At 52.1% G+C, this 25,189-nt stretch carries 15 protein-coding genes; 8 read left to right on the plus strand and 7 right to left on the minus strand.

The window, feature by feature from the left end:
• Positions 1-19 precede the first annotated feature (19 nt).
• Both KTT_RS30690 and KTT_RS30695 read right to left on the minus strand, forming a co-directional pair.
• Positions 20-1,282 carry a glycosyltransferase family 4 protein gene (locus KTT_RS30690; protein WP_160146242.1) on the minus strand — a complete coding sequence of 421 codons (1,263 nt, stop codon included), beginning with the start codon at positions 1,280-1,282 and terminating at the stop codon, positions 20-22.
• A 114-nt stretch (positions 1,283-1,396) separates the two neighbouring features.
• On the minus strand, positions 1,397-2,773 hold the full coding sequence (locus KTT_RS30695; RefSeq protein WP_160146243.1) for an O-antigen ligase family protein: 1,377 nt from the start codon (positions 2,771-2,773) through the stop codon (positions 1,397-1,399).
• Between the two features lie 487 nt (positions 2,774-3,260).
• Here KTT_RS30695 and iscB point away from each other — a divergent pair, with 487 nt between their 5' ends.
• On the plus strand, positions 3,261-4,571 hold the full coding sequence (gene iscB, locus KTT_RS30700; RefSeq protein WP_126601486.1) for an RNA-guided endonuclease IscB: 1,311 nt from the start codon (positions 3,261-3,263) through the stop codon (positions 4,569-4,571).
• A gap of 175 nt (positions 4,572-4,746) precedes the next feature.
• Positions 4,747-5,775 carry a hypothetical protein gene (locus KTT_RS36595; RefSeq protein WP_174844814.1) on the plus strand — a complete coding sequence of 343 codons (1,029 nt, stop codon included), beginning with the start codon at positions 4,747-4,749 and terminating at the stop codon, positions 5,773-5,775.
• A 214-nt stretch (positions 5,776-5,989) separates the two neighbouring features.
• On the opposite strand, the gene KTT_RS30710 is transcribed toward KTT_RS36595, so the two are convergent.
• The gene (locus KTT_RS30710; RefSeq protein WP_126601487.1) at positions 5,990-6,964 is read right to left on the minus strand and encodes an HAD family hydrolase; all 975 of its coding nucleotides are present in this window, start codon (positions 6,962-6,964) and stop codon (positions 5,990-5,992) included.
• A 283-nt stretch (positions 6,965-7,247) separates the two neighbouring features.
• Here KTT_RS30710 and KTT_RS30715 point away from each other — a divergent pair, with 283 nt between their 5' ends.
• Positions 7,248-8,195: an aminoglycoside phosphotransferase family protein gene (locus KTT_RS30715; RefSeq protein WP_160146244.1), complete on the plus strand. Its 948-nt coding sequence runs from the start codon at positions 7,248-7,250 to the stop codon at positions 8,193-8,195.
• A 55-nt stretch (positions 8,196-8,250) separates the two neighbouring features.
• Here the strand turns inward: KTT_RS30715 and KTT_RS30720 are convergent, their stop codons facing one another.
• Positions 8,251-9,657 carry a hypothetical protein gene (locus KTT_RS30720; RefSeq protein ID WP_126601489.1) on the minus strand — a complete coding sequence of 469 codons (1,407 nt, stop codon included), beginning with the start codon at positions 9,655-9,657 and terminating at the stop codon, positions 8,251-8,253.
• A 241-nt stretch (positions 9,658-9,898) separates the two neighbouring features.
• Between KTT_RS30720 and KTT_RS30725 the strand changes: the two genes are divergently transcribed.
• Together KTT_RS30725 and KTT_RS30730 are read left to right on the plus strand one after the other, a co-directional pair.
• Complete coding sequence (locus KTT_RS30725) at positions 9,899-10,348, plus strand: YiiD C-terminal domain-containing protein (protein WP_160146245.1); 450 nt, start codon at positions 9,899-9,901, stop codon at positions 10,346-10,348.
• Between the two features lie 457 nt (positions 10,349-10,805).
• The gene (locus KTT_RS30730) at positions 10,806-14,831 is read left to right on the plus strand and encodes a DUF6788 family protein (protein ID WP_126601491.1); all 4,026 of its coding nucleotides are present in this window, start codon (positions 10,806-10,808) and stop codon (positions 14,829-14,831) included.
• Between the two features lie 1,324 nt (positions 14,832-16,155).
• On the opposite strand, the gene KTT_RS30735 is transcribed toward KTT_RS30730, so the two are convergent.
• Positions 16,156-16,836, minus strand: coding sequence for a histidine phosphatase family protein (locus KTT_RS30735; protein ID WP_126601492.1), 681 nt, complete (start codon positions 16,834-16,836; stop codon positions 16,156-16,158).
• Positions 16,837-17,340: 504 nt separating this feature from the next.
• Here KTT_RS30735 and KTT_RS30740 point away from each other — a divergent pair.
• From KTT_RS30740 to KTT_RS30750, 3 genes are all read left to right on the plus strand, one after another.
• Positions 17,341-19,569: a cellulose binding domain-containing protein gene (locus KTT_RS30740; RefSeq protein WP_235845922.1), complete on the plus strand. Its 2,229-nt coding sequence runs from the start codon at positions 17,341-17,343 to the stop codon at positions 19,567-19,569.
• A 45-nt stretch (positions 19,570-19,614) separates the two neighbouring features.
• Positions 19,615-21,039, plus strand: a complete 1,425-nt coding sequence (locus KTT_RS30745; RefSeq protein ID WP_126601493.1) for a cellulose binding domain-containing protein — start codon at positions 19,615-19,617, stop codon at positions 21,037-21,039.
• Positions 21,040-21,201: 162 nt separating this feature from the next.
• A complete protein-coding gene (locus tag KTT_RS30750) occupies positions 21,202-22,119 on the plus strand; it encodes a CPBP family intramembrane glutamic endopeptidase (RefSeq protein ID WP_126601494.1) in 918 nt (305 codons plus the stop codon).
• A 171-nt stretch (positions 22,120-22,290) separates the two neighbouring features.
• Here the strand turns inward: KTT_RS30750 and KTT_RS30755 are convergent, their stop codons facing one another.
• Positions 22,291-23,535, minus strand: coding sequence for a glycosyltransferase (locus KTT_RS30755; RefSeq protein ID WP_160146246.1), 1,245 nt, complete (start codon positions 23,533-23,535; stop codon positions 22,291-22,293).
• Positions 23,536-23,854: 319 nt separating this feature from the next.
• Positions 23,855-25,096 carry a glycosyltransferase family 4 protein gene (locus tag KTT_RS30760; protein ID WP_126601496.1) on the minus strand — a complete coding sequence of 414 codons (1,242 nt, stop codon included), beginning with the start codon at positions 25,094-25,096 and terminating at the stop codon, positions 23,855-23,857.
• Positions 25,097-25,189: the final 93 nt, after the last annotated feature.

The raw sequence follows: 25,189 nt of genomic DNA on the forward strand, positions 1-25,189 counted from the left end.
ACGCGCCTTTCCATATATCCTACATTTTTCGGATGTGTTCGGTGTGGGAATTGTGGGTGAACGGCAACGGCGTCTCGGTATGGCAGAGCTCGGTTCTCCCCGATAGCTCTACGTAGATCTGATTGAGCACAGCCGCCGCGCAGGCCCAGCTATAATGGTTGAGGACAAATTTGCGTCCCTGTTCCCCAATGGCCCGGGCCAGTAAAGGATAATTGAGCAATGTCAGCACCGCTTCAGCATACGATTGAGAACCTTCGGCTACGAGTAGTTGCTGACCATTGAGCGTTCCCAGTGACCGGCTACAGCGAGGTGTTGTCACAACCGGGATCTCCATTGCCAGAGCCTCAAGGATATTAGATTGGTGACCAGCAGGGACCAGGAGTGGATCCAGGGCGACCGCCGCCTGATCCAGGTATGGGCGCACATCTGGTACATATCCGGTCACCGTAATCCGCGCATCCTCTGCCAGTGACTTGACCTCTAGAGGAGGATGGGGCCCCACAATGGTCAAAGTCGTCTCTGGCTTCTGTTGCCAGATCAACGGCAGAATATGTGCGCAGAAGTGCAAAATCGCCTCGGCATTGGCGCATGTATCCAGGTGGGAGCAGAAGACCAGCGTACTGGAATGCTCGGGCCGGGACCGTCTGGGCTTGAAATAGTTGGTATCCACGCCATTGCGAACTACCTTGATGTTGTGCAGCCGTCCCATCAGCAAGCCCAGACGGTCCCGTTCGGATGCATCGATGGATACAATCTGCTCAAACTGCCCCAAAGCGGACTGTTCAAAGTGGAGCATCCTCTGTAAAGCGTTACGGGCGAACCACCCTGGGAGCGGGCGATGCTGCGTATCCAATGTTTGCTGCAGCCGCCAGGATGCGCAATTGATAGCGTCATACACAATAGGCACCTGCACCTCGTCGCGCAGACTATTAAGAGCCGGGACCAGTTCGGCGCCTTGCGCCTGAATAAGCTCGATCCGCTGGCGCTGGATAACCTCTTTCAGGCATTGGATCAGCATAGGAGAACGGTAGGAAGCGATATGCAAAGGAACGCGACTCGCTAATGCCAGCAGGCGATTACGATATATCCGCCACTGTGAATGTGGCACCAGATCAATAGAAACACAATAGGGTTCAATCTCTTTTAACAACGTCAACTCATCCTGATGCATGAGTAACGCTACCAGGGCTATGTCATGCTCTCGTGAGAGCTCTTTGAGCAAATGAAATGAGCGTGCCTGAATGCGCGAAGGCACCTGTGGAGTAATGAACAAGATGCGCATAATAATCATTCCTTAGCTACACCAGAAGATGGCTTATTTATTTTGTTTACTTATGATTATTGTACAGGGCAGCATAAAAGTTATGATTAGTTATTTATCAACCTTCTGATAGTGTTATGTGGATGGCTCTCGTTCTGTCTGTAGCTGTTTTTGGGGACCGGGTAAAGGTTTAGGGAGCGCAGGATGCGTACCCGCGATCTCCCACCTGGGCAAGGCCAGCACGATCCCCAGCAGCAGCCAGTGATACGAGGCGAAGATCTGGTCCGCTGTGCCGTGTATCTCGCCCAGCGAGGGGAGAAAAGTGTTCCCGCTAAAACTCAGGATGAGCAGGGTTGTATAGTAACCCAGATAGGATAGAGCGATGGCTTTGCCCGTGGCACTGACCGCTTTCATGAACCGCTGCAGACTGATATATCCGATCGCGATGATCATCCATAGCAGGCAGAGAACGCCCTGCAAGCCCATCTCGGCCAGCAGTTCTAAAAACTGATTATGCGCCCCTTCCCCGGCATCCATACCATAGAGGCGAGCCGCAAACTGATAGTTGCCCGCGCCGACGCCTAGCCATGGATGGCGTTGCCAGATGTCCAATGCCTCCCACCACCTGGATTGATCATCAGCGGTATTGCTCTGATTAGGAACAATGATATGAAGGATGATTGGTAGTAGTAATGGCAGAAGAAGGGCCAGGATCAGGGGGATCACGCCGATATTCCTGTGGCGCAGGCCGAGCATGACCATGGCCGAGACGCAGAGCGTTATCCAGGCGGTGCGCTCAAGTGAGAGTGTGGTCGCCAGGATCAGTATCAGGGTCGTCAGCCACCAGCAACAGGCAGCTACTCGCCGCCGCGCATAGAGTGCCTGCCCTAACGCGATACACACAAAGAAGATAAGCTGTGTGCTGGATATACCGGTCGCTCTGCTGAATATTGATGGTTGCCGTATGGTCAGCATCATGAGATGCGCATAATGTGCAAAGGGCGTGGTCCAGATGGCGATCAGCGCGTAGAGCAGGCCCGGTGCCGTACAGGCCATGACGACCCGCCGCACATCGTGTACCTGCTGGATAAACTGTGGCATCACGATCAATGCCAGCGGTAGTCCCAGGAGCAGCAGCATCTCGGCAATGTTGTGGAGCGTCCATGCGTTGTCCATCTGTTGAAATACGTCGGCTGTATGCAGCGTCGGATTAAGCCTGGCATAGATAATTGAGACCAATCCCTGCAAGATCAAGAGCATTGTGGGCAGCAAGATATGTGGTGGAAGGGAGGTCGGGCCGGCCCTGGTTCTGAGACCGCGCAGCAGGCCAATCGCTACAACCACCATAAACAGTATATTGCCCACAAACAGACGGAAAGGAAGCCCGGCCGTCGTCAGTGGGAACCGAATGCTGGAAGCCGCGATCAATAGATAGAGCGGAACCAGCCAGCGATGGAACTGTCCGTTCTTAGATATTCTCATTTTCTTATAGCTAGCATATTCTTCAGACATACATGCCGCCCCGAATACATCTATACTCGTATGATAGCCAGTACGCCAAAATGAGCTGGCATCATCTCCTTTTTTCGAAACCTGAGCCATGGCCTCCGCGTATTAAGGAGGTAGCGGCTGCGGCGGCTAATAAAACTTGAAATTCAGTACCACCCTACTGGTGGTAGATCTCATTTTCTTTTATAATGAAGCGAGAAAAATTTATTATGCTAAATCATCTCATTTGAATGAATGGATGTTCAATATATGTCAGGGACCCCACGCATGAACGCGGGGGCTTGTAAAAGCAAGCCCACACCTGACCAGTCTCAGTTTTGAAACAGAAACTCCGTTACGGAAGAAATGAGGTACGGCAGAGTGCGCGGCCAGCTCTGCCCTCTACGGTCGCTCATTAAACAGGCGTACAGGGTTAAACCAGTGTGGGTGACGATAAACCTTCTTGTAACATTGACGCGGCCAACCTTACCCTAGCAATAGGAGGCTCATTGTGAGCAACGTTTTTGTCATAGATCGTTCTGGTATACCATTGGACCCGGTGCATCCGGGGTATGCACGCCTCTTGCTCAAACAAGGCAAGGCGGCTGTTTATAGGAGATACCCATTTACCTTGATCTTAAAAAAGGAGATAGAACAGCCACACGTGAAGCCATTGAGGATCAAGCTTGATCCTGGCAGTAAAACAACGGGCATCGCTCTTGTCGATGATGCATCAGGTGAAGTTGCTTTTGCAGCCGAACTTTCTCATCGTGGGCATGCCATCAAAGATGCTCTTACTTCAAGGCGTGCTCTGCGCCGAAACCGAAGGCAGCGAAGGACACGCTACCGAAAAGCACGGTGGGCCAATCGAAAACGCAAACAGGGCTGGCTTCCGCCATCCGTAGAAAGCCGGATTGCCAATATTCTGACCTGGGTTCGTCGCCTTTCTCGCGTTGCTCCCATTGAAGCGATGAGCCTGGAATTGGTTCGTTTTGATACACAGTTGATGGAGAATCCAGAAGTGAAAGGCGTGGAGTATCAACAAGGAACCTTAGCAGGATATGAGGTGAGAGAATATTTGCTCGAAAAGTGGAACCACCACTGTTCGTATTGTGGAAAAACAGATGTGCCTTTACACGTGGAGCATATTCGCCCTCGCGCTCATGGTGGCACTAACAGAGTCAGTAATCTCTGCCTGGCTTGTGAGAAGTGTAACACAGCAAAGGGAACAAAGGATATTGCGGCATTCCTCAAGAAGAAACCTGACGTGTTACAACGCATTCAAGCGCAGGCAAAAGCGCCGCTCAAAGATGCAGCAGCCGCCAATGCCTCCAGATGGGCGCTCTTTGATCGACTCAAAGCAACGGGGTTGCCGGTGGAAGTTGGCAGTGGGGGATTGACCAAATTCAATCGAACGAGCAGAGAGCTTCCGAAGACGCACTGGCTTGATGCCACATGCGTTGGCAAGAGTACGCCTGAGAAGCTCCTGGTACAACAGGTTGTGCCCTTGTTGATTACTGCTACTGGTCATGGGAACCGACAGATGTGTCTCCCTGACACATATGGATTCCCGCGTACCTCTGCCAAGGGAGCAAAGAAGGTAAAAGGTTTTCAAACAGGGGATATGGTCAAAGCCATTGTGACCAGGGGCAAAAAGAAAGGAACCTATGTCGGGCGTGTTGCGGTTCGCAGGACAGGATCATTCAATATAAAAACCAGGCGAGAAACCATTCAGGGAGTGAGTTATCACTACTGTCATATGCTTCATCAAAGCGATGGCTATAGTTACATACAAGGAGGCGTGCTTCCTCCCCATGCCTGAAGTCCGGGGTTTCCGCACGATTGAAAGTAATGAGAGGCCGCGCTGCTTTGTAGTAAGGAGTATTTCATGCAGCCTTATCAGCGTCCTCCTGAAGGAGGAAAAGCCTCATTTCTCTATGGCCTCATCTTTGGTCTGGGTATGTTTCTGGTGGGTGTCATTTTTTAAGGAGTATTTCATGCAGCCTTATCAGCGTCCTCCTGAAGGAGGGAAAGTCTCATTTCTCTATGGCCTCATCTTTGGTCTGGGTATGTTTCTGGTGGGCGTCATTTTTTACTGCATCAACGCATTTTTACTATCTTCCAGCCCGATCCTCGCGCTCCTTATTGGTGGTCTGGCAGGGTTGATTGACCTGGGTCTCTTCTTTCTGGTTGGTACGCTGGCAGCCCGCAAGACTGGTAGGGTGGGGACCGCCACGATTGCGGGTATCTGGACTGCTGTGTTTGATGGTGTACCCTATGCGATTTTTGCCACGATCATGTTCTTCACCGTTACGTTGCATCGCCTCTCTGTTTCTCAGTCGACGAGTAGCAGCTTTTCGCCGGCAGCCACACGCTCAATTCAGACCGCGGGCGGTATTTTGGGTGTAGTAATATCCTTGCTGCTGACGATTGGTTTTGGCGCTGGCATGGGCGCATTGGGTGGTCTGCTGGGACGCAGCCTGGCCCGGAAATCTGGCAATCCCTACCTGGCGGGTCCGGTTCCCTATGGCCAGCCTCCCTATCCCGGTCAACCTTTCTATGGCCAGCCTCCCTATCCCGGCCAGCCGTTCTATGGGCAACCACATCCTGGTCAGCCTCCATATGGACAACCCTATCCTGGGCAACCCTATCCAGCGCAGCCTCCCCAGAGTCCTTCATACCCCGGACAGCCTGCGTATGGTCAACCAAACCCTGGCCAGTCGAATCCTAATCAGCCTGAAGTCGGGTCATCACAGCCTGGACAATCAGCGTATGAATCATCGCAGTTGGAGCCAACGCAGCGGGCTGGTTCTTCTTATAGCTTCCCGCAGCCGGGACAACCTGCCTATAGACCATCAGTGCCAGAGCGACCCGCAGAAGCGCAAAGAGAGCAATCACCTGCTGAGGATAAAACGGTTTATGCTTCTGGTCCCCAGGCGGGGGCGAGGCCATCCGCCGCGAATAACTATCCCAACGCGGATTCTGATAAGCCGTCGGATGAGCAACTTCCCTACCGCCCAAATTAATATATGGTAATGTAAATTGTACTTGCTCGCATGCTTATTGCCTGCGGCCCGCACAAGCTATCGCACCTCCGGTGCTCAAAAGTCATTTCTGTGTTGGTGGAACAGGTGCGCATTCTCGCACCTGTTCCACCAACACAGAAATCAGGGTGTGGGGCGCTTGCGTTCCCCAGACTCAGGTGTTGGCTGCTCCCCAGCATGGGAAGCAGCCACATGGTTATCGGGTTGTGTTGTAGGCCGCTTCAGCAGGGGCGGTCGAGAAGATATGTTTGAAGTCACGCTTCATGCTGATGATATTCCAGTCGTACAGTGTGGCCGCCTGCAGGGCTTTTTCCGCTCCATGATCATAGGCGAACTCCCTCTCTTCGTCATCGTGCTGTATCAGCAGTGGCAGGTGTGGACGTGCCTGATGTTCAGTATACAGAAGCATATCCAGGTCGCCATTCGAATTGCCAACCGATAAAATTGGTGGCTGGCCGATATGCACATGTATATTGACAACCTTACCGGGACCTTCATTCAGCGGTTCAACCATGCTTTTCTGCCTGACGAGTAGTGGTCGATCATGATGTGTTTCCAGTTTTATCCTCACCGAGCTACCAATCACGTGACTGCGGGGAACCCCGTACATCGTCTCCGCGATCTGACGCACAAAATCTGTCTCACCTCCCGTTACCAGGTAGATCTGAAACTCGTGCTGTCGTAGATATGTCATCAGCTCGAGCATCGGCGCATAGGCCATCTCGGTAAAGGGACGCTGATAATGTGGGTGCAACGATTCCTGGAAGAAGGCGCGCACCTTCTGCACATACTCATCCTGTGGCACGTCGGAGACGGCCTGCAGGATCAGGTTATCCACTTCCTGAATACTCAATGCCTGAAAATAGGCCCGATCATTCTCCACAAAAGCTTTAAACGGCTGTACATCGCGCAACTCTGGATGGAGCGCCACCTGCTCATGGAAGTATTTGATAATAAAGATTTCCTGCACATACGATGGTTTCTCGCACCATAAGGTGCCATCATTGTCAAAGGCGGCAATCCTCTCATCCGGGGGAATATAGTCGGGACTGTCCTGGGAGCTGACTCTGCGTACAAAATTACAGATGGCCCGTTTTGTTGAACCATCGTGCCAGGATGCCAGGGTATCCTCTTGTTCTGCCGTATCTATATCATAAAAGTGATCTGTCATGTATAACTCCTGCAATACATATATAATCTGTATAGCATTTCTATCGTATAACGCTCATCTAATCTTCATCCCTCAAGCCGAACCATCTCTCCATAGTGTACTCCCGATCAGGTTACTATGAAAAGAGAGGGCGTGACAGTTTATATAGTGTGGCGAATGATGCAGATGATGCGCATCATCCGCATCATTCGCCACACTATATAAACTTGCTAACTTTGAAGAGGATTGTCTATACTATTCTATGTAGTGATGTACGATGTTGTTGCATATAATGAGAAAATATATGTCAAACATTAATATGATTCCTCTACCATGGCGCAACTATATCTTGCAACTGCCTATGCTGGCGGAAACGGTACAGTGGAAACTGCTACGTAAATGGGGGCTTTCTGAGGTGTGGCGCATCACGATGCGCAACGGAACGACGTGGATTGCCAAGAAGAGTAGCGGCTCAATGGCTGTAGAGCTTCCTATTTATCAGGAGGTGCTGTTGCCTTTGCATGCACCTCGACCACAGCTCCATTCCTACTGGTTGGGCGCATCCGAGCATCTGTTTATCTTAGAGGATGTCGGCTTTGACACGCTTGAGCAGCAGCCTCAGACGGAACACTTCCTGGAATCCGCGCGAGTACTGGCACGTCTGCGCTGTGCCGCTCTGGTGCAGTTGCAGCATGAGAATGCCAGCAACTTCGAACAGTATCGCATCTCCGCTGATTACTATCTGCAGGCCCTTGATTATCTGCTCCAGTGCGGTGAGCTAGAGACGGAGAAGAAGGCGGTGCTACAGGCTGTGAAGTGCTGGTTGCCGGACCAGTTGCATGATCTTTACAGCCAGCTTCCTCTGACCCTCTGCCATAACGATTACCACGTAAAAAATCTGGTCATCAGCGATGATACTGTTGTCCCGGTTGACTGGGCCATGGCTTACCTCAGTCCTTACCTGGGTGATTTATATAGCCTGGTGCACGCGGCTGCTTTTCGCAAGGTGGAGACGCAGCTTATGCTGCAGGCCTATGAAGCCGAAGTCAGACACTGGGCGGCGACGTATCCCGATGTAGGGCTTATGTTGAGCCGGCCGCTTGAGTGGCAGATTGCCCTTGGCGCCGTCTGCATCCTGATTACCAGCATCCGTTGGACGTTGACCGAAGCTATGTATGAACTGCCTGAGACCAAAAAATGGATCCCCGCTATGATCCGCAATATCGACCACTATGCGCAGAAGATATCCTGAACAGCCGGAAGAGGGCGAGCGTGCGGCCTGCACGCTCGCCCTCTTTTTTGTTATCTCATACCAGTGGCACATATGGTGCGGTGGGTAGCGGAGCAGGCTCGCTCTGCTGATCGATGCTGGTGCTGAGTTGATAAGGGCCGAACATCACCGGAGTAATGGCTGGCACTGGCTTGCTGGCGTAGGGGGCGCGCGGCCATGGCTGGCGTGCCAGTTGATCCAATTGTTGCAGGCGGTTATTGGCCGAGGGGATGGTGACTGTGCTTTGCGTGGACTGAACGCCATTGAGGGCCTGTACCGTCGTCAAGGCCACCATCGCCGCCATTGGGTCTCCCGTGAAGTAGCAGGCGATACAGTCCGCATCCTGATACAACGCATGCATTTTTTTTCGAAAGAAACGATTAATGAGTAGCACCACGAGCAACGTCAGAAAAACACTGGTTGTGAGCGTGAGGACATCCAACAGCCCTCCGTCCATCTGTAAGACAATAAATAAGCCAATCAGGATGCTGAAACTCGTAAGCAGGCAGATGGTTCGCCAGAGGCTCCAGGTGAGCACTTTTTTTCTGACCAGTGCTATCTCTATACAGAGCATTGCATCCTGCTGGCGCCAGTCGGTGTAGCGCAACAGCCATTCCCCGAGGATCAGAACCGGTTTCTGGCGACCCCGGATGCGGATATTGGTGCCGAGCGCATCAGCTTGAATCAAGACTTCTCGAAACTCCACGCCTGCCAGACGCGACCAGGCGACGATGCGCGGCTGCAGGTAAGCCCAGCTGGTCTGCTCAATTGGCTGTAAGTTATTTACGGCCTTCAACAGCCTGGCTCCAAAGAAAGTCCGCATGCAGACAATGGCGATAATGTAGGTCAGTATCACGATCAGGATGGAAAAGCTTTGTCCCGTCAGGGTCGCGATCAGCGTAACGCTTTCCAGCAAAATAATGAGTGGTAGGGAAACACTCAAAATATATTTCAGGCGCACAGCGGCGAAAGCTTGTCGGGACAGAGAAGAAACGTGGAAGAACTCAATAGCATGAACATCCACAAAGATGTTAATCAGAAGGATAGCGATATTGCCACCAATTGAGAGTCCCAGCAGTGGCGCGCAAAAGATGCCCAGGAAAACAATAATGACAAAGTTAATGAATGTTTGACTATCATTATTATTAATGGCTACTATCTGTCCATGCACAAGGAGATCTGGCATCTGTACAAAGCTGATCCCAAGTAGCACTATGCCAGAGACCAGTACCAACGCATTCATAGTATTACTCTGGCGCACGACACGATTCCGTCTGGTGATATAGCGCATAAAGCCATGGATAGGCAGGCCCTCCTGGTTGGGAGTTGTAAGCGACTCTTGTAAGACTTTTCGGCTGCGCGCAAAGCCAATCATCCCCACCCCAAAGTTGATGATGATAAATATGAATTGCAGGCAAAGAAAAAAAAGCAGTTCCAGGGGCATTCTATCACCTCATATACGGACAGTTCGGTGCCCGTTTTATTACGCTCGCCCCCTGAGAGACACGGGGCGAGCGTCCTTATAAGATAAACTGAGCTACTATTTCTGTCAAGGAAGCTTTTCTACTTAAAAATAACTATTTGCTTATAGAGCATAGAGTGTGCCCACGTATTTGATGGATGCGCTTAAAAAGGGATACACTATAGACATTGAAGATTTTATGGAGAAGGCAGGCAGTGATATTATGCAGGATAGTTTGCGCGAGCTCCAGAGGTTGCTTAATACAGAGATACCGATCACCCGGCATTTTCATCTGACAGTAGGTGCCTATAATGAACGCATGCTGCGCCTGGACGCGCCCCTGGCCGAGAATGTCAACCATGCTGGCACTGCCTTTGGTGGTAGCCTGAGCGCCCTGTTAACCCTGGCTGGCTGGAGTATGCTCTGGTTTATGTTGCAGGAGTATGGACTGCAGGGCGAAATAATCATTCAAGACAGCACGTGCCGCTATCTGGCCCCGGTAACGAAGGACTTCTCGGCGTATTGCTATCGTCCCTCAAATGAGCAGTTGGGACGTTTTGAGAAGATGCTGCGCACCCATAGGAAAGGGCGCCTGGAATTAATGGCTGATATCCGTGAAGGTGACATCCAGGCCGTTTCCTTTGCCGGTCGTTACGTGGTGCGGTTATTTTGAGCGCAAAAGAGTCTGGAACTTTTTCGTAGGGCGAGAAAGAATGTAGTAGTGGGTCACAGTCCTATAAAAAAGTTCCACATACAATTAACTATAGCATCCGTTATTTTTTGCATATGAAGAACATCGCTTTTACAAATGTTTCCCTCCTCATTTTTAATACTATTTTCATACCATGATGAAGTTTTATTTATCATGATATATACTGCCTGCTGTACAGTATTTGATATACCAGGGGGATTGTTCGTCTTTGTAATGATCATCTTTTCACGGGATTGGCATATTGCCCGGCATAGATGGCAGGCAGTTAGAAATAGCAAAGCGGAGAGGTGCAGGAGGGGCGGCAAGCCCCTCCTGCCGGGGTTTAGACGAGCATGCTGAGAGCATGTTCAAATCCCCGAACTCCCTCCCTTTTAGATAGATATAGAACTTTCGGGTGGCGAACTCAGGAGCACGTGCGATGAATACGAAGATAACCTATCACCAGCAGGTCAGTTATTGCGGAAAACCACGTTGTAAGCGGTGCCGGGAAGGGGTTGGACATGGCCCTTACTGGTATGCTTATCAGACGGTAGAGGGGCGTACGACTCGCACCTATATTGGAAAACATTTGCCGCCCGAGGCGGAAGCGACGATGCTGGGCAATCAGCAGCCAGCGACCGCGCAGACGAACGAGAAGGATCAGGCTGTTATCCGTATTTATACCCTGGGGCAGTTTCGTCTGGAACGGCGTGATCCGCGTGATCATCAGGACTGGCAGACGGCGACGGATGCTTCATGGCAGCATCAGCGGGTGCGGGCTCTGCTGGGCTGTCTCGTTAGCGTGGCGGGACGCAAGCTGGGGCGCGAACAGATAACCGAGGCACTCTGGCCGGATCTGGATATAGAAACCGCTGGTAGCCGCCTGGATCGCGCAGTCTACAGCCTGCGCCAGGTATTTGAGCCGGGCCGCAACCGTCCCGCAACCTCGCCGCTCCTGTTGACCGAGCGTGAAGTTCTGACACTGGCGGATTCCTCGCAGATCTGGGTGGATGCCGATGTTTTTGAGCAGTTGCTGACGCGGGCCCATGAGATGAAGGATGATGAGGATCTTGGCACCAAAGAGAAGTTGCTCAAGGAGGCCGCCAGCCTGTACGGTGGTGAGTTCCTGCCCGAGGATCGGCGCAATGAATGGACGCGTGCGCGCCGCGAGTCGTTGCAGCGCAGCTGGATTGGTCTGCTGCTGGAACTGGCGGACCTGATGATTTCCCGCGATGCCCTGGTGCACGCGATCGAGCCGCTGGACAAATTGATTTCTGTAGATCCCACCAATGAGGCGGGTGTGCAGCGGCTGATGATTGTGCTGGAGAAGCTGGGACGCCGTGGTGAGGCCCTGCGCGCGTATAAGAAGCTGGATAAGGTGCTGCAGCAGGAATATAATATCGCGCCCCTGCCAGAGACGCGCAAGCTCTATGACGATCTGATGCGTGGCCGCAATAAGGCCCGCGCCAGCGAAGCTGCCGCCGAGCGTGGAGCCCGCGACGCTACCAGCAATCCTGGGGCAGCAAGCGAGTCGCCGTCGGTACAGATCGGCCGTAGTCATCAGAGTCCGCTGGTGGGCCGCCAGCAGGAATTAGAGCAGCTGCGTGACCTGCTGACAGCAACCGAGCAGGCGGCACGTTTTCGCCTGGGTGCTCAGCGCCGCTCTACCGTGGCCACGCTCGATCCCAATCGTCGCCCCCAGTGTGTGCTCTTGATGGGTGACGTTGGTATCGGCAAGACGCGCCTGGCCGAAGAGCTGGGCCGCGAAGCCAAGAAGCGCGGCTGGGCTGTAGCCTGGAGCCGCGTCTATGCTCAGGAAGGCACCATCCCCTATCGTCTCTGGACCGAAGTGCTGCGTAAAGCCATGGACCAGGGCGTCTGGCAGCGTCAGGAGGTCAAGCGGCGTCCCCTGGTCTTCCAGCCGCTGGGTACCCTGCTGCCTGAGATCCACGACCTGCTCGCGACGGTTAATTTCCCCTCCTCGCTCTCTCCCGAGCAGGAGCAGTTGCGCCTCTGGGAGGCGGCCCGCGAGCTCCTCACCCTGATCAGCGAGAGCACCCCGCTCCTGATCACACTGGACGACCTGCAGTGGGCGGATAGCAGCAGCTGCGAGCTGCTGGCCTACCTGGCGCGCCGCACCTATGGCTATCCTATCACCATCATCGGCACCTGCCGCGAAAACGAGCTCGACCCCAATAGTCCCCTGCGCTCCTTGCTCACCGACCTGCGCCGTGAGAACGCCGTCGAAACCATCTCCCTGGATCTATTGAGTAAAGAGCAGATCAACTCACTGGTCTCCCAGGTCTCGCACGCCCCCGAAACCACGATCGAGGAGATCACGAAGCGCGCGGGTGGCAACCCCTTCTTCGCCGAGGAGCTAGCCCGCAGCGTCGTCGACGCGTCCGATGCAACCAGCGGCCAGGACAGCAACAGCAATGACAACCTGCCCGACACCATCAACGCCGTACTCGCCCTGCGCCTGACGCGCCTGAGCGAAAAGTGCCAGCAGCTGCTCGGCAAAGCCGCCGTCATCGGAGGCTCCTTCGAGTTCCAGGCCATCAGCGAAATGGAATCGCAGCTCCCCAACCACGAAGACGTCGTCCTCGACCTCCTCGAAGAAGCCCTGCGCTCCGGCATGCTCACCGAAGAAGGCACCGGCACCAGAATCACCTACCACTTCTGGCACCCCCTGCTCAAAACTTATCTCTATGACCGCCTGTCCGCAGCCCGGCGCGCCAGCCTTCACCGTAAAGCCGCCGAAGTCTTCCGCGCCATGTACCAGGGCCACGAAGAAAAAGGAGCAGCCACTATTACTAACCATCTTGTAAAAGGCGGGGCAGATGATCAGCTTATTGCTCAGTATGCCGAGATGGCTGCTAATAACGCTTCATTGCTCTCTTCATATCGAGAAGCTGAAGAATATTATCGTATCGCGGTTGATCATTTAGGCATTAGCCATCCAGATTGGCAGCGGATTTCTTTTTTATTGGAGCGTCTTGGTGAATGTACCAGAATCGCTGGAAGATTTGAGGAAGCTCGTCAGTTTTTTGAGCGATCTCTTGATGTGCATCTCAAAAATTGTAACATGTCTGAGTATGCAGACGCTCAAGTTCATGCAATGCTTTTGTGGAAAATAGGAACTACTTGGGGGAATCAAGGCAATTTAAGTCAAGCAAGAGAATATACAGACTTGGCTGGTCATACTTTGAAAGAAGCCAACATTTTATCTGGAGTAGTTTGGGCTAAAATAAAACTTCAACAGAGTTATGCATTTCTTCGGGAAGGAAATTATACTGAAGTAAGAAAAAGCGCTAATGAAGCATTAAGTATGTTTTCTGAGGTAATTGACAGCAAGAATTATCAAGTTGATGATAATTCTTATTTATCTCTTACAAAGCGTGAATTATCAAGGAACTCCATCGATATAGGTAGAATTTATACTCTGCTTAGCAATGTTGAAGCAGCAAGTGGTAAATGTGATGAGGCTTTGCCACACCTTAAAAAAGCTCTTGCAATTGCAGAGCAATACAATTTTCAAAGAGAAATTGCTATTATCGGCTGTAATATGGGAGATTTATATTTAAGGACTGCTGAATATCCTCTGGCTCAAGCAGCTTTACGTCGCTCTCGTAATTTAGCTAAATTTATGGGAGATCGACCACTTGAAGCTATGAGTTTATGCAATATGGGTATTGGTGATGTTCGCACTGGAAATCTTATAGAGGCGACAAGTGAATTTAGAGAAGCCCTGGATTTAATTGAGATAACCAAAACTCAAGCTTTAGCATGCTTATTTTATACAAATTATTCTCTAGCTTTGTTAGAACAAGGGAAAGTATCTGAAGCAAGATTAAATTTGTTTCAAGCATTCATAAATGGCCGTAAAACCCAGGCATTGCCATATTTGGGATATGCATTGGTGGTCATTGGCTATCTAAGGTTGCTTCAGTCTCTAAAGAGCAAAAATGAAGCGAAAACCTTATTAAACAAAGCCAAAAACACTTTGTTTCACGCTCTTAGCATTAATGCTATTGAAGCTGAATCGAGAATAGAAGCGCGTTTAGTACTCTCTCAAGTGATGTTTCAAATGAATGAGCTTAAAAGTGCTTATGAGCAATCAGAAATAGCTCTTAATGATGCTCAGAAGCTAAAATTGAATTGGCTTGTAGCCAGAGCCCACCATATGATCGGTAGAATACTAATTGAGCAACACGATTTTGATGAAGGTGTAATTTATTATGAAAAAGCTTTAAATGTTTTTCAGAAATGTGATATGCGTTTGGAATATGCACGTATTCTCCTGCACTACGGCAATGCATTGTTGAATAAGGAGGCTCCTTCTGTAGAAGAAATAACAAGAGGGAATATGTATATTCAAGAATCTTATCAAATTTTTAAGCGGTGTAATGCTTGGGTTAATCTACAAGAATACAATGACAAAATGCTGACCGATATGAAGATGTGATAAATTTTAGTTAACGTTTATTATGGAAAATTGATTTTATGAGCTTAATTATATCATTTTAATAGATGTGTAGTTTTTTTTAGCATATATATATTAAACTGACAGCTGATGAAATAACACATCCAAATTTTTTGAGATGTTCATCTCATTTTGATTTACCCCTCCATTTTTGATATTCCTCTCCCATTTTTTAGCAATCTCCGACTAAATTGGTGATCTCTTTCGCATGTCTACTAGAGAGGTAGTACCTTAGATAATGGATAAAATCAACCATGTTTTGCTATCAAACCGTGTATATTTTAATCACAAACTAGTACCATAGATGCTGGTTGTGAGGCAAAGCGTGAATGATTTGGAAGTAGAGTGATGATTACTTCCCTCTACTTTAGCATTAGCAATTGAATGATGCTTCTATCCAAGTTGATACAAGCTGTTGCCTCTGGTGGTTTGGCAATTGTGGGATTTGGTCCCAAAATAATTACCCTTTTAGGAAAGGATTGACTAACATGATGCTCGCACTTCGTAACAAACAGATGATTACTATTGTTGCATTGATTATTCTCTCTTTGATTGTGTTATCTTTTATTGTTCTTAGCATGGCTCATATTAATTTGTGGCATACACTTAATGCTACACCTAACGCTTTCTATCCTTGGTTCTGAGTCTGACGTACGAACTACTGTACAAGTGGTTTTACTGTTAAGACGAACTGCGGTCATCATGTATTAAATTGAAAGGAGCGGTTCAGATGTCTCATTTTGATTAGCATGAAGATTGATACATAACAATAGACGAAGCGGCCCGCCGTGATCGATTGATCTAGAAGGTGGGCCTCTTAATGTTTTGGCGGATTACTTTATACCTCCGATACTAAAGGGATAATCAAAGTATTCATCGCTCCCAGACCACGAGAATGTTTCCCACGCGAAAAAGCCCCTGAAGCACGAAATGGAATCCCCTCGTAGGCGGCATAGCACTGCGACCCATCATACACGTATGGCTTACATAAATTCAGCGGTGCTTGCTTTGTGCATGCTGCCCCGTTGACGTACGAAATCTCGATTTCATAAGCCTTGCATATCATGCAAGTGGAGCATGCCTTTATTGATACGCGAACCATCGGCATCATCATTTCCAGGCACGGAATCGTGGGGGGAGGTTTGGCGGCACACACAAGGCCGGGCTGCTGCTTTGATGTCGGCGATGCGTGTACGCTGTGCCGCAGCCCTGTGCCGCCTACGGGGACATTTTCGCGTATGGCGGGCGTAGGGATGCGAATGTATGATGATCCACGGGACCATTTCGTGGGTGGTTGATTTGTGGCTTACACGCTGCGACCCTGGGCGCTTTTTTCGAGCTGGGGCGAGGAGGGTTTGACCTGGTGGTGCGAGACGTCGGCGTATAATTCGATGCGGGCGACGCTGTTCTCAATGGCGATTTTGGTGAGGGAGGTGGGGTGGATCACCGGCGGCTCCCAGAGACGGGCGAGCGAACGATCTTCAAAGCTGCTGACGATGGTTTTGAGGGTCACGGCATGCGTGACGAGCAGGATGCTCTGCCCTGTATGCAGTTCGATCAATTCATTGACTTTAGGGAGCGCACGTTCGCGCACCTGCGCGAAGGTCTCACCTCCGTTGAGGGCCTGGTATTCCTGGGGCGCATGCCAGAAGGCAAAGAACTCAGCTGGATGTTGCCGCTCGATCTCGCTGACCAGTTGTCCCTCCCATGAGCCGAGGCCGATCTCTTTGAGCTCTTCGCAGGGGATGACCGGTTGCGTACGCTGGCCACGGATGATTTCAGCGGTATGGTAGGTGCGTGTGCTAGGACTGGCATAGATGGCGGCGAAGTCTACGTCTTGCACAGCATCGCGCAACCATGTCGCCTGTTGCGTGCCCAGTTCGGTCAGATCAGAGTTGGTATGGCCCTGCATCCTGCGTTCCGCATTCCAATGCGTCTGACCATGCCGGGTGATATAGAGGGTAGTTGTCGTATTATTATTTGCCATGTTTTTTCATATATCCTTATTGATGCATTCCTGATTTCCGCACCACCGACAATGCTGTGGTAATTCCCCTTACTATAACACATGCATAGCGCCGTATGAGTATGACGTTAGCGTTGTCCATTGCCAGCCCGTGCTATCCCAACTCATCCATGTGGGCGCGATTAACCACCAGGGAAAATGCCCGGTGATATCTTTTATTGCTTTATTCAATGAATAATATGAATATGTTCAATGAATGTAATAAGAGGGTAAAATTCACCTTTTTGCTGGGTGAACAAAAACTGAATAATTTTTGCATAGAAATTTGGTGATAAAAGGATGGACTGAACATGATGTAGGGATGTATAACAGTATTCATAGAAACATGTATGGTTGTTCATGGAGATCGCTATTTTTCATGAACGAACGCCATCAATGCCGCGAACGGTTCAATGAACGAATCACTGATACATATGAATGCTGGAAATGATCCAGTACGGTTCACACGTTCAAAGGAGAAAAGAAATGAGGAGATCAACGCCTCGCTTTACGCGTGTGCTGGCAGTGGGTATGATCTTATTTACCGCCATGCTGTCACTGTTCTTCGTCATCCCCTCAACCCACAATTCGACCGCGCAGGCCGCTGTGAGCGGATTTGTGACGCGTTCGGGTTCGCAACTGAAGTTAAATGGTAATAATTTTCGTTTCGCTGGCAGCAATATTTACTGGCTAGGACTCGATGAGAACGTCGGTGGCGTGAACTATCCGACGCAGTTCCGCGTCGATGATGCCCTGGATACCGCCAAAGAGATGGGGGCCAACGTGGTGCGCTCCCACACCCTGGGCATCTCCACCGGCTGTAGCCTCTGCGTCGAGCCTTCGCTGGGAGTCTTCAACCAGACCGCGTTGCAGCATATGGACTACGCCATCAAGGCGGCTGGAGATCGCGGCATCCGGCTGGTTATCCCTTTCACCGATAACTATCACTACTTTCATGGTGGCAAGCACAACTTCACCGACTGGCGTGGTATCTCCGATGAGAATCAGTTCTATACCAACAGCACTGTCATTGGAGATTTCGAGCAGTATATCAGCACGTTGCTGAACCACGTCAACACCTATACCGGCGTTGCCTGGAAGGACGACCCCACCGTCATGGCCTGGGAGACCGGCAACGAGATCATTCCTCCTGATAACTGGACCGAGACGATCGCCGCCTATATCAAGGGCATCGACCACAACCATCTCGTACTCGACGGCCATAGTGGTCCGGCCAGCTCTGAATACTCGTTGCCCGATGTTGACATGTATACCATGCACTACTATCCGATGAGCGTCTCCTGGGTGCAGTCGTATGCCCAGGCTGTGAGCGCTGCCGGCAAAGTATTCTATGTTGGTGAATACGGCTGGAACAGTGGTGATCCACTCAACACCTTCTTGAGCACCATCGAGAACAGCAATACCGCTGGTGACACCTTCTGGTCCATTTTTCCGCATGCGGACAATTATGGATATGTGCAGCATAACGACGGCTATACCATGCACTATCCTGGTGACGACTCGACCATGCGTTCAGATGCCCAGCTTTTGCGCACCCATGCTTACAAGATGCAAGGGAAGTCGGTCCCGGCCGATGCTGTGCCGCCCGCTCCACTAATTACCAGCGTCTCTGGTAACCAGATCGCCTGGCGTGGTTCCGCCGGTGGTGATACCTATTCGATCGAGCGTGCCAGCAACAGCAATGGTCCCTGGACCGTCGTGTGCAATCGCTGTGTCACCGATAATAATGCGCCCTGGACCGATTCTTCGCAGCCCGGCAGTGGCCAGATCTTCTATCGCGTGCGCGCCTATAATCTTTCGGGCGTCTCCGGCGCCTATTCGCAGACCTGGCAGGTGGGAGTTGGCAACATTGGTGGCGGCGGTAATGGCGGCGGCACCACCGTTGTTGATAATCTCAACGACTTTAGCAATATCGCTTCTCATTCGGCCAATCTCACTTTTGACTCAACCAATACTCAGTACTTCAATAATGACACCTCACGCTTGACGCGCAGCGCCACCTCTGCCGAATGGGCGGTCTGGAAGCTCACCGGCATGACTTCCTTCCAGGCTGATACCTACTACTGGCCCGGCCAGACCGGGGTGAGTGACTTCCAGTTCTACACCTCGGCGGATAACCAGACCTATACCCCGGTCACACCACAGACGAGCAATCTGGGCGGCAACTGGACCCACATTCAGTACATCGTGAGCGTTCCTACTGGAACCAATTACGTCAAGATGGTCTTCCCTACCAATGCGACGAATGCCTGGGATCCTCAGATCGCGCAGGTCACCTATAGTGGCAGCGGTAGCAGTGGGACGCCGACGCCGACGCCAACCCCGACTAATACACCAACGCCGACGCCGACCAGTACACCCGTGACCGGCAACAGTTGCAGCGTCGCCTATAGCATTACCAACCAGTGGTCGGGCGGCTTCAATGGCAACATCGACATTACCAATACCGGCTCATCCATCATCAATGGCTGGACCCTGGTCTTCTCGTTCCCCAGCGGTCAACAGGTCACCAGCGGCTGGAACGGCACCTTTACCCAGCAAGGCGCGCAGGTGACGGTCACCAACGCCAGTTATAATGGCACGATCAACGCGGGTGCGAAGACCAGTATCGGCTTTAGCGCGAACGTGAGTGGTAGCAACAATAATCCCACCACCTTCACGCTCAACGGCACATCCTGCCAGGTCGCATCGTAGGTGGGGCTTGCCCCAGCTTTGCCGCGTAGCGACTAAGGAAAAGCAATGAAAGATAGAAAGAATCCTAAGCGATGGCTTGTTAGTGGCATGGCTGTTCTGCTGATCTGCTGCCTTGTGGGCGTCTTATTCATAAGCCTGCAGGTCACACACGCGGCATCCACCTACTGCCAGGCAACCTATGCCGTGACCAATCAGTGGCCGGGAGGCTATAGCGCCAATATTACCATTCAGAATACCAGCGGTAGTGCCTGGTCAAACTGGACCCTCAAATTCACATTGGGGGCCAGCGACCAGAGCGTTACGCAGGGCTGGAATGGTACTTTTACCCAGTCAGGTCAGCAGGTGACGGTGGTGAACGCCAGCTATAATGGGAACGTGGCGGTCAACGGGACCGCCGTTCCCGGCTTTAACGCCAACGCCAGCTCCAGCAGTGCGGCCTCCACCTCATTTAGCGTCAATGGCAATCCCTGCAATGGAAGCGGTGGATCAACCCCGACCCCCACGCCGGGTACGACACCAACGCCAACGCCGGGTACGACACCGACGCCTGCACCCACGCCGGGACAGACGCCGACACCAACGCCGACTCCTGGCTCTTTTGTGCCCGGTGTTACTCCAACGCAACTGCAGCTCGAAGGCAGTCACACTGGCAACGCTACCTGGTTCTCTGGACTGGGCAGTCCTTATGGCGGCTGTGGCGTGCCCCAGGCCAATCTGGATTCGCAGAACTTTGTTGCCATGAACGTACAGAATACGCCGAACGACTATACAACCTACCTCACACGTCCGATCGGGGCGCAAAACGCCAGCAAGATCGGTATGTTTAGCAACGGACTCAACTGCGGACGCTGGGTGCGCGTCACCATCGGCGATTTCTGCACCGGCATCAATGATGGGGCCCAGAACATGCCTTTCTGCCGCAACGGCAACTGGATTACCGATAAGTATAACGGCGCGACACTCGATATGCTGGTGGCCGATAGCTGCCAGGATGGAAACGCCTGGTGCCGCGACGATCCCAACCATCTGGACCTGGCGCAGGACTCGCTAAACAAGTTTGTCCTCAACGGACAGCCTGTTGGCGATATGTATCCCAATTCCTGGCAGAATCGCCAGATTAGCTGGCAATTCATTCCCGCGCCCAACTATACCGGTGATATCCAGCTCGGATTTTTGCAGGGGGCTAGCCCATACTGGTCGGCCATCTCGATCACGCACCTGGCCAATGGCATCCATGGCATCGAGTATTATCAGAATGGCGCCTGGGTCAACGCTTCGATGGACAGCGATCTCGGCCAGGACTATATCATTCTGCCAACCACCTCTGGTGGAAAGGACTACCAGATCAAAGTCTTTGATGCTAATAATCAGCCCATCAATAATGGGCGCATCTATACATTTTCCTATCCCAGCAGTTGTGGGTCATCGTGTTCCGCGCCCCTGGTGAACGTCCCCTATACGACCGCTTGATCGTAGGCATCATTTGTAAGGGATAGAACAGCAGCACAGGTGGACGCGGTCGCGTCCACCTGTGCTGCTGTTCTATCCCTTACAAAATCAGACACTTTCGCAAGGCGTTATGCTACAATAAATATATATGAATGCCGGGCCTGCACAAAAGGATTTGCCTATATGCTCCTACCGCAAAAAGGTCGTCTCTCAGTGGAGGTTAGCAACGCTGACCTGTCTGTGAAAGATGAGAACGTACCCTTAAAAGCCTCTGCCAGACGTGGTTTGTTGCTGTTCTTCCTGCTCCTGATTGTTTGTTCTGGCCTTGCTGCCTGGTTTACCCTGGCCACACAAAGTGTGGTGAGCAGCTTTCTATTGATGTGGTCCCCTGGCTGCGCGGCTTTATTGACACGCTGGATCTTGCACGAGGGGTGGCGTGACATCTCGCTGCGCTTTGGTGGTCGCCGCACCTGGAGCGCGATCGCGCTGGCGCTATTGACGCCGCTCGTGGTGGCGCTGCTGGCCTACGGGCTGGCCTGGTCCACTGGCCTGGCACATCTGATCCCTTTTCGACCCTCTCCCAGCCTTGGCTTCGCGATCAACTTGTTTGGCGCCAATGCGGCGTGGCCACTGACTTTGCTATTGATCATCTCCTTTTTCTCGGCTGAGATGATCAATGCCACTGGTGAGGAGCTTGGTTGGCGTGGCTACATGCTGACGCGTCTGATCGACGCGGGCGTGCCGCAGCCCATCATCGTCAGTGGACTTATCTGGTCCCTCTGGCACTGGCCGCTGATCTTTCTGACCGCGCCAGTTATGGGCTGGCCGGTCGTCTTTTCCGCCTGCGTTTTCCTGGTCACCATCACCAGTCTTGGCTGCCTGGAGGCGCGCCTGCGTCTGCAGACCGGAAGCATCTGGCCCTCAGTGGTCCTGCATGCCGCCTGGAACAGCTTTATCGTAGAGATCTTCAACTCGCTCAACCGCGACGGAGACACCTCGCACTGGACAGGTGAGTCTGGTCTGCTGGTCGCAGCCCTGATGGTTGTGCTGGCCTGGCTCTTTCTCCGTGGCCAATGGAAATGGCGACGCTACGTAGAATGAGCAATCGAGAAAGATTGCTTATTCTACCGCCTTTGTAACTCTTTAAGTCTGATTGACGCCTACGGCATCAACCAGCTTGTCTTGTGCCGTTGTGGAAATTTGTCAGCCATGGCTGACAAATTTCCACAACGGCACAAGACAAATTAGCTCTGCGCAGCAGCGCAAGGGCATTTATGCTTGCTGGCTACTTATCTGACGATATAGCTGCAGCAGCTTTGTACTTTCTTTCTCCCAGCAAAGATCCTGACGGGCGGCCTGCAGGGCGTTGGCGCGCATGCGTGCCAGTTCATCCGCATTGCTGAGCAGCATGTTGATGTCTTTCCCGACATCGGCGGGGTCCATCGAGCGAACGACACGACCAACCTGGTAGGTATCCAGAATCTCGCGTACCGCTTCCAGGGGGGATGAGAGCACCGGCAGGCCGGCCTGAAGATATTCAAACAGCTTGTTGGGCAGGCACATGCGCACGTTCGGTGTATAATCCAGTGGAAGGATACTCAGGCCGAGGTCAGCGGAAGCCGTCCATTCCAACAGGTCATCGTAGGGAACGGCCGGAATGATTTTGATATGCGCATCCACCCCTTGCAGCATGATGAGCTGCCTTAATTCCGTGCGCGTCGTGCCGATATTTTGTCCCATAATAACAATGACATGCTCAGGCTCCAGATAGGCGGCTGCCCGTACCAGGCGATCCAGACCACGATCGGGCTGAATATTTCCCTGGTAGAGGGCGATGCGCGTGTACGCGGGCAGGTTTAGATGCTGGCGCAGGCGATCCGTCTTCCCACAGGTACGGTATTGTGGCAGGTTGCGCAGTAGCACGACGTGGGGAATGTGATAGCGCCGCTGTAGCTCCTGCACAATTGGAGGCGATACCGTAATTACCGTGGCACAGCGCGTCAGCATAGAGCGCAGGCATCCTTTCATGATGCCATAAAAGAGGCGGCGACTCTTCGACATAGCCGCCAGCGGCATATCTTGAAGCGGCATCTCATATGCCTCAAAGATCAATGGTTTGCGCCGCAAACGTGCAGCCAGGTAGCAGGCGGGCAAGGCCGTCAATTCGCAGGCATGATAGATATCGGTTGATTGCCGCATCAAGGTGATCACCCCACGTATAAACATCATCAGGGCTGTGCGCCAGCCATGGCGCTGAAAGCGTGTGAGCTCAAACTGCTGATCGACATCGATATGCGTCACCTGGTAATGGGAAGATTCCAGTGGCTGCTGAGAAGCTGAGGTAGCCACGTCCACTATCGTCACCCAGCATCCCGCCGCAGTCAACGTTGTCGCGTTACGCTGCAGGCGTATATCGACGCGAGCGTTGCGCACCACATGCATGCAAACATGGAGCGAGGTTGGAAACTGACCATTCTCTACATATTCATCCCCACAGGCAGGAAAAATCATCTTCATCGTCCTGTTCCTTACTTCTTTGCTTGACGTATACGTATACGTATACGTCAAATTGTGAACAATCGAGCAACCGGCCGGTGTGTCAGGCGCTATCGTAATATCACTGGCAACCCGAGCTATCTTATGCCTCAGACTTTTATGATGATGGCCTGCGGCCTGCATGGGTGTTCGTACCTGCGGTGCTCAACAGCTCTTTGTGTGTTGGTGCAAGGGGCGCATCCGCGCCCCTTGCACCAACACACAAAATCGGTGTGGCTGCGTCAGCAGCCACCTGTGCGGGGGCGCTGACGTGGCTCTATACGACGAGAGTCAGACACGCTCAGCGAGTAAGCACAGCCTCGGGTAAGAGTTGATGCAATTGCTGATTCAATTGATATGTCAAATTTGTATAGTCGAAATGCTTCCTGACATACGCATGTCCTTTTTGTCCGAGCTGCTCGACCACTTCGGGGTGGGTATAGAGATAATAGACCGTTGCGGCCAGAGCCTCCGCGTTTTCTGGTTCGCAATAGATAGCGGCTCCGGCCTGTTGCTCGGCAATCTGGCGTGCTTCACCTTTGACCGCCAGCAGCAGAGGGCGACCACATGCCATGGCTTCAAACATCTTCATCGGGAGCATCCCTTCGAAGATAGGAAGTTTGCGTGTGTGAGCCAGGCAAACATCGCTGGCCGCCAGCAGGGTAGGTATCCACTCATGCGGGAGTGGATTGAGAAAGTGGACGTTATAGAGAGCTTTGTGCCGGGCCGCGGCCATCAGGGCGGGCTTTTCGGCGCCGTCGCCTACGAATACAAAGCGAATGGCGGGATAGCCACGGAGCTGCTCGGCCGCCGCCAGCACCGTATCGAGCCCATGGGTCAGGCCATGGGTGCCCGCGTACAGCACGACAAAGCCCTGTCCCCAGCCCAGCGCCTGGCGAGCAGCGGTCCGCGAGGTGGGATAGAAGCGCTGTGTATCGACACCATTAGGTAGTAGAAAGACCTTCTCAGGCGGCAATCCGCGGCGTATGAGTGTATCACGCATATGGGCTGTCACCGCCCATACTAACCGGGCCTGGCGATAGGTAAACCACTCCAGCCAGCTGGCCAGTTGAATCAGGCACGGATTGCGTACCGCACCCAGTTGTACGGCCGATTCAGGCCAGAGATCCGCGACCCAGAAGATAAGCGGTACGCGCCAGCGCCAGCGTAGAAGATGAGCGGCGATCACATTAAAGAGTGGAGGGGAGCCGGTAATGATCAGGTCAGGTGCGCCAAGCACTTTGCGGCTCAGCAGAGCGGCCAGGCAACCAAAGGAGAGATAGGAAAGGACGCGCTTCAAAAAGCCGCGATTGGGACTGGCATAGCTCCACGTGCGCACCACCCGCACCCCATCGATATATTCAATCTGTGCCAGGCGCCCGCGATAGTGCTGCGGTACAATACCGTTGGGATAGCTGGGGAGCGTGGTCAGCACCGTAATGGTGTGCCCATATGTGAGGAGACGCCTGGCGGTCTCTCCAACGCATACCGCGGCGGCTGCCTTCTCTGGATAGTAATAACGAGTGATAAAAAGAATATGCATACCCCCACCACCTTCCTTCGACAACCATGAACAATACTCTCTTTTTCATCTTTTATAACGCATGAGCCAGCGAAAAATTGTCCACGGGTGGAG

This window comes from Dictyobacter aurantiacus, assembly GCF_003967515.1.
GTDB classification, from domain to species: domain Bacteria; phylum Chloroflexota; class Ktedonobacteria; order Ktedonobacterales; family Ktedonobacteraceae; genus Dictyobacter; species Dictyobacter aurantiacus.